Source organism: Lewinella sp. 4G2 (assembly GCF_001625015.1).
GTDB lineage: Bacteria > Bacteroidota > Bacteroidia > Chitinophagales > Saprospiraceae > Neolewinella.
Genome location: NZ_LVWJ02000014.1, coordinates 2087305 through 2103779 on the forward strand (window position 1 = coordinate 2087305; position 16475 = coordinate 2103779).

At 55.2% G+C, this 16475-nt stretch carries 1 protein-coding gene (running past both ends of the window); it reads left to right on the plus strand.

Every position in this 16475-nt window falls within one protein-coding gene, locus tag A3850_RS09070, for an SdrD B-like domain-containing protein, read on the plus strand. The gene is 48291 nt long; 16375 of those nucleotides lie to the left of the window and 15441 to its right, leaving coding positions 16376–32850 in view, spanning codon 5459 (partial) through codon 10950 (complete); the first codon wholly inside the window starts at position 3. The start codon and the stop codon both lie outside this window.

The following is a 16475-nucleotide window of genomic DNA, read 5'->3' on the forward strand; positions in this document are numbered from 1 at the left end:
GTACGATTACGCTCACGAGTGGCGAAGAAGACGATACTAACGACGCCGGTTTCTACGAGACCGCTTCGCTTGGTGATTTCGTCTTCCTCGACGACAATGCCAACGGCCAGCAGGATGCTGGCGAAGAAGGCATCGAAGCGGTTACCGTCAACCTACTGGAAGACGGTGCGCAGGTAGCAACGACTACCACTGATGCTGACGGTGCCTACGAGTTCACCGAACTCACGCCTGGTGTGGAATATGTAGTTGAGTTCGAAGCCCCTCTCGGACTACGCACTGCTCCGCAGAATGTGGGTGACGATGCTACCGATAGCGATGCGGATGAGACTACCGGTTTAAGCCCAGTAGTTATTCTTTCCAGTGGCGAGAATAATGAAACAATTGATGCTGGTTACTTTGAGACTGGTTCCATTGGCGACTTCGTCTTCCTAGATATGGATGCCGATGGTGTTCAGGATCCAGGTGAAGAAGGCATCGAAGACGTGACCGTAAACCTGCTTGACGAAAACGGTGATGTGGTAGCAACTACTACGACGGATGCTGACGGCGCCTACGAGTTCACGGACGTTATTCCTGGTGACTACGTAGTTGAGTTTGAAGCACCTGCCGGTACCGAGCCTAGCCCGGTTGATGCTGGTGGCGATGATGCAACTGACTCCGATGCCGATCCGGTAACGGGCCAGACGGGTACGATTACCATTTCGAGTGGTGAAGACGACGACACGAACGATGCCGGCTTCTTTACGACTGCCGCCATCGGTGACTTTGTCTTCCTTGACGACAATGCTAACGGTCAGCAAGATGCAGGCGAAGAAGGCATCGAAAACGTAACGGTCAATTTGTTGGTCGACGGCGCTCAAGTAGCAACTACAACAACTGATGCTGACGGTGCTTACGAGTTCACTTCCCTAATGCCTGGTGAGGAATACGTCGTAGAGTTCGAAGCTCCGACCGGCTTGCGTGCTGCCCCACAAAACGTGGGTGACGACGCTACTGATAGCGACGCCGACGAGACGACTGGCCTGAGCCAGACGGTAGTCCTCATGTCCGCAGAGAACAACGAGACGATTGACGCTGGATTCTACGAGACTGCATCAATCGGTGACTTCGTCTTCCTCGATGAGGATGCCGACGGCGTTCAGGATGCCGGCGAAGAAGGCATCGAAGACGTGACCGTCAACCTGCTTGACGAGAACGGTGATGTAGTGGCAACGACCACTACTGATGCTGATGGCGCCTACGAGTTCACGGACGTCGTTCCTGGTGACTACGTAGTAGAGTTCGAAGCTCCCGCAGGTACTGAGCCTAGCCCTGTTAACGCTGGTGGCGACGATGCAACTGACTCCGATGCCGATCCGATTACCGGTCAAACCGGTACGATCACGCTCACGAGCGGAGAAGAAGACGACACGAACGACGCTGGTTTCTACGAGACCGCTTCACTTGGTGATTTCGTCTTCCTCGACGACAACGCTAACGGTCAGCAGGATGCTGGCGAAGAAGGCATCGAAGATGTCACCATTAATCTGTTGGAAGATGGCGCTCAGGTAGCAACCACTACCACTGATGCTGACGGTGCTTACGAGTTCACCGAACTCACGCCTGGCGTAGAGTACGTAGTTGAGTTCGAAGCTCCAACCGGCTTCCGCACCGCTCCACAAAACGTGGGCGACGATGCTACGGACAGCGATGCCGACGAAACGACTGGTCTAAGCCAGCCTATCGTCCTTACGAGTGGCGAGGACAACGAAACCATCGATGCTGGTTACTTCGAAACTGGTGTAATCGGCGACTTCGTCTTCCTTGACGAAGATGCAGATGGTATCCAAGACCCAACTGAAGACGGAATTGAGGGTGTCACTGTCAACCTGCTTGACGAGAACGGTGATGTGGTAGCAACCACGACTACTGATGCTGACGGCGCCTATGAGTTCACGGACGTTGTTCCTGGTGACTACGTGGTAGAGTTTGAAGCTCCCGCCGGAACCGAGCCTAGCCCAGTTGATGCTGGTGGCGACGACGCAACTGATTCTGATGCTGACCCAATTACAGGTCGGACGGGCACGATCACGATCACGAGTGGTGAAGAAGACGACACGAACGACGCTGGTTTCTACGAGACCGCCGCAATTGGTGACTTCGTCTTCCTTGACGACAACGCTAACGGCCAACAAGATGCTGGCGAAGAGGGTATCGAAGACGTGACTGTAAATCTGATAGCCGACGGCACTCAAGTAGCCACGACTACCACGGATGCAGACGGTGCTTACGAATTCACCTCCCTCACCCCCGGTGAAGAGTATGTGGTCGAGTTCGAAGCTCCCACTGGCTTCCGTGCCGCCCCACAAAATGTGGGCGATGACGCAAGCGACAGTGACGCTGACGAAACGACTGGTCTGAGCCAGACGGTAGTCCTGATGTCCGGTGAGAACAACGAGACCATCGACGCTGGTTACTTTGAGACGGCTTCTATCGGTGACTTCGTCTTCCTCGATGATGATGCGGACGGTGTTCAGGATGCCGGCGAAGAAGGCATCGAAGATGTAACCGTCAACTTGCTTGACGAAAATGGCGACGTGGTAGCAACGACCACCACCGATGCCGACGGCGCCTACGAGTTCACGGATGTAATTCCTGGTGACTACGGAGTGGAGTTTGAAGCTCCCGCAGGTACTGAGCCTAGCCCAGTTAACGCTGGCGGCGACGATGCAACCGACTCCGATGCCGATCCAATTACCGGTCAAACTGGTACGATCACGCTCACGAGTGGCGAAGAAGACGATACTAACGACGCTGGTTTCTACGAGACCGCTTCGCTCGGTGACTTCGTCTTCCTCGACGACAACGCTAACGGCCAACAGGATGCTGGCGAAGAAGGCATCGAAGGGGTGACCGTCAACCTACTGGAAGATGGCGCTCAGGTAGCAACGACTACCACGGATGCAGATGGTGCCTACGAATTCACGGAACTCACGCCTGGCGCGGAGTACGTAGTTGAGTTCGAAGCCCCCATGGGTCTGCGCACAGCTCCACAAAACGTTGGTGACGACGCCACCGATAGCGATGCGGATGAGATTACCGGTTTAAGCCCGATCGTAATTCTTTCCAGTGGCGAGAACAACGAGACCATTGACGCTGGATACTTCGAGACTGGTTCCATTGGTGACTTCGTTTTCCTAGACATGGATGCCGACGGTATCCAGGACCCAAGCGAAGAAGGTATTGAAGACGTGACCGTCAACCTGCTTGACGAAAATGGTGATGTGGTAGCAACTACCACCACTGATGCTGACGGCGCCTATGAGTTCACGGATGTTGTTCCTGGTGACTACGTAGTAGAGTTTGAAGCACCTGCCGGTACCGAGCCTAGCCCGGTCAATGCTGGTGGCGATGACGCAACCGACTCCGATGCTGATCCGGTAACGGGCCAGACGGGTACGATCACAATCACGAGTGGTGAAGAAGACGACACGAACGATGCTGGCTTCTTTACGACCGCCGCCATCGGTGATTTTGTCTTCCTCGACGACAACGCCAACGGCCAGCAAGATGCTGGCGAAGAAGGCATCGAAAATGTAACGGTCAATTTGTTGGTCGACGGCGCTCAAGTAGCAACTACAACAACTGATGCTGACGGTGCTTACGAGTTCACTTCCCTAATGCCTGGTGAGGAATACGTCGTAGAGTTCGAAGCTCCGACCGGCTTGCGTGCTGCCCCACAAAACGTGGGTGACGACGCTACTGATAGCGACGCCGACGAGACGACTGGCCTGAGCCAGACGGTAGTCCTCATGTCCGCAGAGAACAACGAGACGATTGACGCTGGTTTCTACGAGACTGCTTCTATCGGTGACTTCGTCTTCCTCGACGACAATGCTAACGGCGTTCAGGATGCCGGCGAGGAAGGCATCGAAGACGTGACTATCAATCTGCTTGACGAGAACGGTGATGTAGTGGCGACCACGACTACTGATGTCGACGGTGCCTACGAGTTCACGGATGTTGTTCCTGGTGACTACGTAGTAGAGTTTGAAGCACCTGCCGGCACCGAGCCTAGCCCAGTTAACGCTGGTGGCGACGATGCAACCGACTCCGATGCTGATCCAATTACCGGTCAAACCGGTACGATTACGATCACGAGTGGCGAAGAAGACGATACTAACGATGCTGGTTTCTACGAGACCGCTTCGCTCGGGGATTTCGTCTTCCTCGACGACAACGCTAACGGTCAGCAGGATGCTGGCGAAGAAGGCATCGAAGATGTCACCATTAATCTGTTGGAAGATGGCGCTCAGGTAGCAACCACTACCACTGATGCTGACGGTGCTTACGAGTTCACCGAACTCACGCCTGGCGTAGAGTACGTAGTTGAGTTCGAAGCTCCAACCGGCTTCCGCACCGCTCCACAAAACGTGGGCGACGATGCTACGGACAGCGATGCTGATGAAACGACTGGTCTGAGCCAGCCTATCATCCTCACGAGTGGTGAGAACAACGAGACCATCGACGCTGGCTACTTTGAGACTGGTTCTATTGGTGACTTCGTCTTCCTAGACATGGATGCCGACGGCGTTCAGGACCCAAGCGAGGAAGGCATCGAAGACGTGACCGTTAACCTGCTTGACGAAAACGGTGATGTGGTAGCAACTACTACGACGGATGCTGACGGCACCTACGAGTTCACGAACGTGGTTCCTGGTGACTACGTAGTAGAGTTTGTAGCACCCGCCGGTACCGAGCCAAGCCCGGTCAACACTGGTGGTGATGACGCAACCGACTCCGATGCTGATCCTGTAACGGGCCAGACGGGTACGATCACGATCACGAGTGGTGAGGACGACGATACGAACGATGCTGGCTTCTTTACGACTGCCGCCATCGGTGACTTTGTCTTCCTCGACGACAACGCCAACGGCCAGCAAGATGCTGGCGAAGAAGGCATCGAAGACGTAACGGTCAATCTGTTAGTCGATGGCGCTCAAGTTGCCACGACTACCACTGATGCTGACGGTGCCTACGAGTTTACTTCCCTAATGCCAGGTGAAGAGTACGTAGTTGAGTTCGAAGCTCCGACCGGCTTCCGTGCCGCGCCACAAAATGTGGGCGATGACGCAAGCGACAGCGACGCTGACGAAGTGACTGGCCTGAGCCAGACGGTAGTCCTGATGTCCGGCGAGAACAACGAGACGATTGACGCTGGTTTCTACGAGACGGCTTCTATCGGTGACTTCGTCTTTCTCGATGAGGATGCGGACGGCGTTCAGGATGCTGGCGAAGAAGGCATCGAAGACGTAACCGTCAACTTGCTTGATGAGAACGGTGATGTAGTGGCAACGACCACGACTGATGCTGATGGTGCCTACGAGTTCACGGACGTCGTTCCAGGTGACTACGTAGTGGAGTTTGAAGCTCCCGCGGGTACTGAGCCAAGCCCAGTTAACGCTAGTGGCGACGACGCAACTGACTCTGATGCCGATCCAATTACCGGTCAAACTGGTACGATTACGCTCACGAGCGGTGAAGAAGACGATACGAACGACGCCGGTTTCTACGAGACCGCTTCACTTGGTGACTTCGTCTTCCTCGACGATAATGCCAACGGTCAGCAGGATGCTGGCGAAGAAGGCATCGAAGCGGTTACCGTCAACCTACTGGAAGACGGTGCTCAGGTGGCAACCACTACCACGGATGCTGACGGTGCTTACGAGTTTACCGAACTCACGCCTGGCGTAGAGTACGTAGTTGAGTTTGAAGCTCCAACCGGCTTCCGCACCGCTCCACAAAACGTGGGCGACGATGCTACGGATAGTGATGCTGACGAGACGACTGGTCTGAGCCAGCCTATCATCCTCACGAGTGGTGAGAACAACGAGACCATCGACGCTGGCTACTTCGAAACTGGTGTGATCGGCGACTTCGTCTTCCTCGATGAAGATGCGGACGGCGTTCAGGACCCAGGTGAAGAAGGCATCGAAGACGTGACCGTCAACCTGCTTGATGAGAACGGTGATGTGGTCGCAACCACGACTACTGATGCTGACGGCGCCTACGAGTTCACGGACGTTGTTCCTGGTGACTACGTGGTAGAGTTTGAAGCTCCCGCCGGTACCGAGCCTAGCCCGGTAAACGCTGGTGGCGATGACGCAACCGACTCCGATGCTGATCCGGTAACGGGTCAAACGGGTACGATCACGATCACGAGTGGGGAAGAAGACGACACGAACGACGCTGGCTTCTACGAGACGGCTTCTATCGGTGACTTCGTCTTCCTCGACGACAATGCTAATGGTCAGCAAGACGCTGACGACGAAGGCATTGAAGGCGTAACAGTTAACCTACTGGTCGATGGCGCTCAAGTTGCCACGACTACGACGGATGCTGACGGTGCTTACGAGTTCACGGATCTCACCCCGGGTGAGGAGTACGTAGTCGAGTTTGTCGCTCCTGCTGGCTTAGAAGCTACGCCTCAGGATGCGGGCGATGACGCTACGGATAGCGACGCTGACGAAGTGACTGGCCTGAGCCAGACGGTAGTCCTGATGTCCGGCGAGAACAACGAGACGATTGACGCTGGTTTCTACGAGACGGCTTCTATCGGTGACTTCGTCTTCCTCGATGAGAATGCGAACGGCGTTCAGGATGCCGGTGAAGAAGGCATCGAAGACGTGACCGTCAACTTGCTTGACGAGAACGGTGATGTAGTAGCAACAACCACGACTGATGCTGATGGTGCCTACGAGTTCGCGGACGTTGTTCCTGGTGACTACGTAGTGGAGTTTGAAGCTCCCGCGGGTACTGAGCCAAGCCCAGTTAACGCTGGTGGTGATGATGCAACTGACTCTGATGCCGATCCAATTACCGGTCAAACTGGTACGATCACAATCACGAGCGGAGAAGAAGACGATACTAACGACGCTGGTTTCTACGAGACCGCTTCACTCGGTGACTTCGTCTTCCTCGACGACAATGCCAACGGTCAGCAGGATGCCGGCGAAGAAGGCATCGAAGCGGTTACCGTCAACCTACTGGAAGACGGTGCTCAGGTGGCAACGACCACCACGGATGCGGATGGTGCTTACGAGTTCACCGAACTCACGCCTGGCGTGGAGTACGTAGTTGAGTTTGAAGCTCCAACCGGCTTCCGCACCACTCCACAAAACGTGGGCGACGACGCTACGGATAGTGATGCTGACGAGACGACTGGTCTGAGCCAGCCTGTCGTCCTCACGAGTGGTGAGAACAACGAGACCATCGACGCTGGCTACTTCGAAACTGGTGTGATCGGCGACTTCGTCTTCCTCGATGAGGATGCGGACGGTGTTCAGGATCCAGGTGAAGAAGGCATCGAAGACGTAACCGTTAACCTGCTTGATGAGACCGGTGATGTGGTCGCAACCACGACTACTGATGCCGACGGCGCCTACGAGTTCACGGACGTTGTTCCTGGTGACTACGTGGTAGAGTTTGAAGCTCCCGCCGGTACCGAGCCTAGCCCGGTAAACGCTGGTGGCGATGACGCAACCGACTCCGATGCTGATCCGGTAACGGGTCAAACGGGTACGATCACGATCACGAGTGGGGAAGAAGACGACACGAACGACGCTGGCTTCTACGAGACGGCTTCTATCGGTGACTTCGTTTTCCTCGACGAAAATGCTAATGGTCAGCAAGACGCTGACGACGAAGGCATTGAAGGCGTCACCGTTAACCTACTGGTCGATGGCGCTCAAGTTGCCACGACTACGACGGATGCTGACGGTGCTTACGAGTTCACGGATCTCACCCCTGGTGAGGAGTACGTAGTCGAGTTTGTCGCTCCTGCTGGCTTAGAAGCTACGCCTCAGGATGCGGGCGATGACGCTACAGATAGCGACGCTGACGAAGTGACTGGCCTGAGCCAGACGGTAGTCCTGATGTCCGGCGAGAACAACGAGACGATTGACGCTGGTTTCTACGAGACGGCTTCTATCGGCGACTTTGTCTTCCTTGATGAAGATGCCAACGGTGTTCAGGATGCCGGCGAAGAAGGCATCGAAGACGTAACCGTCAACTTACTTGACGAGAACGGTGATGTAGTGGCAACGACTACGACGGATGCTGACGGTGCCTACGAGTTCACGGATCTCACCCCCGGTGAAGATTACGTAGTTGAGTTCGAAGCACCTGTCGGTACTGAGCCTAGCCCAGTAGATGCTGGTGGCGACGATGCAACTGACTCCGATGCCGATCCGGTAACGGGGCAGACGGGTACGATCACGCTCACGAGCGGAGAAGAAGACGACACGAACGACGCCGGTTTCTACGAGACCGCTTCGCTCGGTGACTTTGTCTTCCTCGACGACAATGCTAATGGGCAGCAGGATGCCGGCGAAGAAGGCATCGAAGATGTTACCGTCAACCTATTGGAAGATGGTGCTCAGGTAGCAACGACTACGACGGATGCCGACGGTGCTTACGAGTTCACCGAACTCACACCTGGTGTAGAGTACGTGGTTGAGTTTGAAGCTCCAACCGGCTTCCGCACCGCTCCACAAAACGTGGGCGACGACGCTACGGATAGTGATGCTGACGAGACGACTGGTCTTAGCCAAACGGTAGTCCTCATCAGTGGTGAAAACAACGAAACGATTGATGCCGGTTACTTCGAAACTGGTGTGATCGGCGACTTCGTCTTCCTCGATGAGAATGCGGACGGTGTTCAGGATCCAGGTGAAGAAGGCATCGAAGACGTGACCGTCAACCTGCTTGATGAGAACGGTGATGTGGTAGCAACCACGACTACTGATGCCGACGGCGCCTACGAGTTCACGGACGTTGTTCCTGGTGACTACGTGGTAGAGTTTGAAGCTCCCGCCGGAACCGAACCTAGCCCGGTAAACGCTGGTGGCGATGATGCAACTGATTCCGATGCTGATCCGGTAACGGGTCAAACGGGTACGATCACGATCACGAGTGGGGAAGAAGACGACACGAACGACGCTGGCTTCTACGAGACGGCTTCTATCGGTGACTTCGTCTTCCTCGACGACAATGCTAACGGTCAGCAAGACGCTGACGACGAAGGCATTGAAGGCGTAACCGTTAACCTACTGGTCGATGGCGCTCAAGTTGCCACGACTACCACGGATGCTGATGGTGCTTACGAATTCACGGACCTAACTCCCGGTGAGGAATACGTGGTCGAGTTTGTCGCTCCTGCTGGCTTGGAAGCCTCACCCCAAGATGAAGGCGATGACGCTACGGATAGCGACGCTGACGAAGTAACTGGCCTAAGCCAGACGGTAGTCCTGATGTCCGGCGAGAACAACGAGACGATTGACGCTGGATTTTACGAGACTGCAACAATCGGCGACTTCGTCTTCCTTGACGAAGATGCGGACGGCGTTCAGGATGCCGGTGAAGAAGGTATCGAAAACGTAGTCGTCAACTTGCTTGACGAGAACGGTGATGTAGTGGCAACCACTACGACAGATGCTGATGGTGCCTACGAGTTTACAGATCTCACCCCCGGTGAAGATTACGTAGTTGAGTTCGAAGCACCTGCAGGTACTGAGCCTAGCCCAGTTGATGCTGGTGGCAACGATGCAACTGACTCCGATGCTGATCCAATCACCGGTCAAACCGGTACGATCACGCTCACAAGCGGTGAAGAAGACGACACGAACGACGCCGGTTTCTACGAGACCGCTTCGCTCGGTGACTTCGTCTTCCTCGACGACAACGCCAACGGTCAGCAGGATGCTGGCGAAGAAGGTATTGAAAACGTAACCGTCAACCTGCTGGAAGATGGTGCTCAGGTAGCAACCACTACCACGGATGCCGACGGTGCCTACGAGTTCACCGAACTCACGCCCGGCGTAGAGTACGTGGTTGAATTCGAAGCTCCAACCGGCTTCCGCACCGCTCCACAAAACGTGGGCGACGACGCTACTGACAGTGATGCAGACGAGACGACTGGTCTAAGCCAGACAGTAGTCCTCACGAGCGGCGAGAACAACGAGACCATTGACGCTGGTTACTTCGAAACTGGTGTGATCGGCGACTTCGTCTTCCTCGATGAGGATGCCGACGGTGTTCAGGATCCAGGTGAAGAAGGCATCGAAGACGTGACCGTCAACCTGCTTGATGAGAACGGTGATGTGGTCGCAACCACGACTACTGATGCCGACGGCGCCTACGAGTTCACGGACGTTGTTCCTGGTGACTACGTAGTAGAGTTCGAAGCACCTGCCGGAACCGAGCCTAGCCCGGTAAACGCTGGTGGCGACGACGCAACCGACTCCGATGCCGATCCGATTACGGGCCAGACGGGTACGATCACCATTACGAGCGGTGAAGAAGACGACACGAACGACGCTGGCTTCTACGAGACGGCTTCTATCGGTGACTTCGTTTTCCTCGACGACAATGCTAACGGTCAGCAAGACGCTGACGACGAAGGCATTGAAGGCGTCACCGTTAACCTACTGGTCGATGGCGCTCAAGTTGCCACGACTACGACGGATGCTGACGGTGCTTACGAGTTCACGGATCTCACTCCCGGTGAGGAGTACGTAGTCGAGTTTGTCGCTCCTGCTGGCTTGGAAGCTGCTCCTCAGGATGAAGGCGATGACGCTACGGATAGCGACGCTGACGAAGTGACTGGCCTGAGCCAGACGGTAGTCCTGATGTCCGGCGAGAACAACGAAACGATTGACGCTGGTTTCTACGAGACGGCTTCTATCGGCGACTTCGTCTTCCTTGACGAAGATGCGGACGGCGTTCAGGATGCCGGCGAAGAAGGTATCGAAGACGTGACCGTCAACCTGCTTGATGAGAACGGTGATGTAGTGGCAACAACTACGACGGATGCTGATGGTGCCTACGAGTTTACTGATCTCACCCCCGGTGAAGATTTCGTAGTGGAGTTCGAAGCTCCTGCGGGTACTGAGCCTAGCCCAGTTAATGCTGGTGGCGATGATGCAACTGACTCTGATGCCGATCCAATTACCGGTCAAACGGGTACGATCACGCTCACGAGCGGCGAAGAAGACGACACGAACGACGCTGGTTTCTACGAGACCGCTTCACTTGGTGACTTCGTTTTCCTTGACGACAATGCCAACGGTCAGCAGGATGCTGGCGAAGAAGGCATCGAAGCGGTTACCGTCAACCTACTGGAAGACGGTGCTCAGGTGGCAACGACCACCACGGATGCTGATGGTGCTTACGAGTTCACCGAACTCACGCCTGGCGTGGAGTACGTAGTTGAGTTTGAAGCTCCAACCGGCTTCCGCACCGCTCCACAAAACGTGGGCGACGACGCTACTGATAGCGATGCAGACGAGATGACTGGTCTAAGCCAGACAGTAGTCCTCACGAGTGGTGAGAACAACGAGACCATCGACGCTGGCTACTTCGAAACTGGTGTGATCGGCGACTTCGTCTTCCTCGATGAGGATGCGGACGGTATTCAGGATCCAGGTGAAGAAGGCATCGAAGACGTGACCGTTAACCTGCTTGATGAGAACGGTGATGTGGTCGCAACCACGACTACTGATTCCGACGGCGCCTACGAGTTCACGGATGTAATTCCTGGAGATTACGTAGTCGAATTTGAAGCACCTGCCGGAACCGAGCCAAGCCCGGTCAACACTGGTGGCGACGACGCAACTGACTCCGATGCCGATCCGGTAACGGGCCAGACGGGTACGATTACGATCACGAGTGGAGAAAAAGATGACACGAACGACGCTGGCTTCTACGAGACGGCTTCTATCGGTGACTTCGTCTTCCTCGACGACAATGCTAACGGTCAGCAAGACGCTGACGACGAAGGCATTGAAGGCGTTACCGTTAACCTACTGGTCGATGGCGCTCAAGTTGCCACGACTACCACGGACGCCGACGGTGCTTACGAATTCACGGACCTGACTCCTGGTGAGGAATACGTGGTCGAGTTTGTCGCTCCAGCTGGCTTTGAAGCCTCACCCCAAGATGAAGGTGATGACGCTACGGATAGCGACGCTGACGAAACGACTGGCCTAAGCCAAACGGTAGTCCTCATGTCCGGAGAGGACAACGAGACAATCGATGCTGGTTTCTACGAGACTGCTTCTATCGGTGACTTCGTCTTCCTCGATGAGGATGCGAACGGCGTTCAGGATGCCGGTGAAGAAGGTATCGAAAACGTAGTCGTCAACTTGCTTGACGAGAACGGTGATGTAGTAGCAACCACTACGACTGATGCCGACGGTGCCTACGAGTTTACGGATCTCACCCCCGGTGAAGATTACATAGTTGAGTTCGAAGCTCCCGTGGGTACTGAACCTAGCCCAGTTGATGCTGGTGGCGACGATGCAACTGACTCCGATGCCGATCCAATCACCGGTCAAACGGGTACGATCATGCTCACGAGCGGAGAAGAAGACGATACGAACGACGCTGGTTTCTACGAGACCGCTTCGCTCGGTGACTTCGTCTTCCTCGACGACAATGCTAATGGGCAGCAGGATGCCGGCGAAGAAGGCATCGAAGATGTAACCGTCAACCTGCTGGAAGATGGTGCTCAGGTAGCTACCACTACCACGGATGCAGACGGTGCCTACGAGTTCACCGAACTCACACCTGGTGTAGAGTACGTGGTCGAGTTTGTTGCTCCGGCTGGGTTTGAAGCTTCTCCACAGGACGAAGGCGACGATGCTACAGATAGCGACGCCGACGAGACGACTGGTCTGAGCCAGCCTATCGTCCTCACAAGTGGTGAGAACAACGAGACCATCGACGCCGGTTACTTCGAAACTGGTGTGATCGGCGACTTCGTCTTCCTCGATGAGGATGCGGACGGTGTTCAGGATCCAGGTGAAGAAGGCATCGAAGACGTAACCGTCAACCTGCTTGACGAGAACGGTGATGTGGTCGCAACCACGACTACTGATGCCGACGGCGCCTACGAGTTCACGGACGTTGTTCCTGGTGACTACGTGGTAGAGTTTGAAGCTCCCGCCGGAACCGAGCCTAGCCCGGTAAACGCTGGTGGCGACGACGCAACCGACTCCGATGCTGATCCGGTAACGGGTCAAACGGGTACGATCACGATCACGAGTGGGGAAGAAGACGACACGAACGACGCTGGCTTCTACGAGACGGCTTCTATCGGTGACTTCGTCTTCCTCGACGACAATGCTAACGGGCAGCAAGATGCAGGCGATGAAGGCATTGAAGGCGTTACCGTTAATCTACTGGTCGATGGCGCTCAAGTTGCCACGACTACCACGGATGCTGATGGTGCTTACGAGTTTACGGATCTCACCCCTGGTGAGGAATACGTGGTCGAGTTTGTCGCTCCATCTGGCTTCGAAGCCTCACCCCAAGATGAAGGCGATGACGCTACAGATAGCGACGCTGACGAAGTAACTGGCCTAAGCCAGACGGTAGTCCTGATGTCTGGCGAGAACAACGAGACGATTGACGCTGGTTTCTACGAGACTGCATCAATCGGCGACTTCGTCTTCCTCGATGAAAACTTGGATGGTATCCAAGATGCCGGTGAAGAAGGTATCGAAGACGTAACCGTCAACCTGCTTGATGAGAACGATGATGTGGTAGCAACCACGTCCACCGATACTGATGGTGCGTACGAGTTCTCCGGCCTGACTCCTGGCGAGCAGTACGTAGTAGAATTTGAAGCACCTACAGGATTTGAAGGTTCTCCTCAAGATATTGGTGATGATACTCTGGATAGTGATGCTGATCCTGTCTCTGGACTCAGCCAGTCAGTAGTTCTCTCGTCTGGAGAGAATAATGAAACGGTAGATGCAGGACTGTTCGAATCCATCTATGACCTATCACTAGATAAGTCTGTAACATCTGTTGGCCCATACACTCAAGGCTCTGTTGTCTCCTACGACATTACTGTTTCTAACGACGGAAATCTTGATGCCAACTTGGTTGTTGTCGAGGATCGTCCAGCCATCGGACTAACCTTCGTTAGCCTCAACAGCGGAGATGTAACTGATAACGGTGATGGTACTTTTACCTTAAACAATACTCTTGTACGTCGGGACCAAATCACCTTCAACGTGAGCTACGAGATCAGCGCGACCTTCCAGGGCACCAGCCTTGCGAACGTAGCCGAGATCACGGAAGATGATGGTGACGACAACGACTCTACGCCGGACAACGACATACCGACTGAAGATGATCAGGACGATGAGACGATCACGGTGGATCAGGTATACGACCTGTCCCTCACCAAATCTGTCACTTCTTCCGGTCCTTATGCCCAAGGCTCCACGGTTTCTTACGATATCGTCGTAACGAACGACGGTAGCCTCGACGCCAACCTGGTAGTAGTAGAAGATCGCCCAGCTGCTGGCCTGACGTTCACCAGCCTCAACGGTGGTGATGTAACGGACAACGGTGACGGCACCTTCACGCTCAACAACACGTTGGCCCAGGGTGAAAGCCTGACCTTCAACGTGAGCTACGAGATCAGCGCGACCTTCCAGGGCACCAGCCTTGCGAACGTAGCCGAGATCACGGAAGATGACGGTGACGACACCGACTCTACGCCGGACAATGACGTTCCGACGGAGGACGATCAAGACGACGAGACGATCACGGTAGATCAGGTTTACGACCTGTCCCTAACTAAGTCCGTCACTTCTTCCGGTCCTTACGCCCAAGGCTCCACGGTTTCCTACGATATCGTCGTAACAAACGACGGTAGCCTCGACGCCAACCTGGTAGTAGTAGAAGATCGCCCGGCTGCTGGCCTGACGTTCACCAGCCTCAACGGTGGTGATGTAACGGACAACGGTGACGGCACCTTCACGCTCAACAATACGTTAGCTCAGGGTGAGAGCCTGACCTTTAACGTCAGCTACGAGATCAGCGCGACCTTCCAGGGCACGAGCCTTGCGAACGTAGCCGAGATCACGGAAGATGATGGTGACGATACCGACTCTACGCCGGACAACGACGTACCGACGGAAGACGACCAGGACGACGAGACGATCACGGTAGATCAGGTCTACGACCTGTCCCTAACCAAGTCTGTCACTTCTTCCGGTCCTTATGCCCAAGGCTCCACGGTTTCTTACGACATCGTCGTAACGAACGACGGTAGCCTTGACGCCAACTTGGTAGTAGTAGAAGATCGCCCGGCTGCCGGCCTGACGTTCACCAGCCTGAACGGCGGTGACGTAACGGATAACGGCGACGGCACCTTTACGCTCAACAACACGTTGGCCCAGGGTGAGAGCCTGACCTTCAACATCAGCTACGAGATCAGCGCAACCTTCCAGGGCACCAGCCTTGCGAACGTAGCCGAGATTACGGAAGATGATGGTGACGACAACGACTCTACGCCGGACAACGACGTACCGACGGAAGACGACCAGGACGACGAGACGATCACCGTAGATCAGGTTTACGACCTATCCCTGACTAAGTCCGTCACTTCTTCCGGTCCTTACGCCCAGGGCTCCACGGTTTCCTACGACATCGTCGTAACGAACGAGGGTAGCCTTGACGCCAACTTGGTCGTAGTAGAAGATCGCCCGGCTGCCGGCCTGACGTTCACCAGCCTCAACGGTGGTGATGTAACGGACAACGGTGACGGCACCTTCACGCTCAACAACACGTTGGCTCAGGGTGAGAGCCTGACCTTCAACGTGAGCTACGAGATCAGCGCAACCTTCCAGGGCACCAGCCTTGCGAACGTAGCTGAGATCACGGAAGATGATGGTGACGACAACGACTCTACGCCGGACAACGACGTACCGACGGAAGACGATCAGGACGACGAGACGATCACGGTAGATCAGGTCTACGACCTGTCCCTCACCAAATCAGTCACTTCTTCCGGCCCTTATGCCCAAGTCTCCACGGTTTCCTACGACATCGTCGTAACGAACGACGGTAGCCTCGACGCCAACCTGGTAGTAGTAGAAGATCGCCCAGCTGCCGGCCTGACGTTCACCAGCCTCAACGGTGGTGATGTAACGGACAACGGTGACGGCACCTTCACGCTCAACAACACTTTGGCCCAGGGTGAAAGCCTGACCTTCAACGTGAGCTACGAGATCAGCGCAACCTTCCAGGGCACGAGCCTTGCGAACGTAGCTGAGATCACGGAAGATGATGGTGACGACAACGACTCTACGCCGGACAACGACGTACCGACTGAAGACGATCAGGACGACGAGACGATCACGGTGGATCAGGTCTACGACCTGTCCCTCACCAAGTCCGTCACTTCTTCCGGTCCTTACGCTCAGGGCTCTACGGTTTCTTACGATATCGTCGTAACGAACGACGGTAGCCTCGACGCCAACTTGGTAGTAGTAGAAGATCGCCCGGCTACTGGCCTGACATTCACCAGCCTCAACGGCGGTGACGTGACGGACAACGGCGACGGCACCTTCACGCTCAACAACACGTTGGCCCAGGGTGAAAGCCTGACCTTCAACGTGAGCTACGAGATCAGCGCA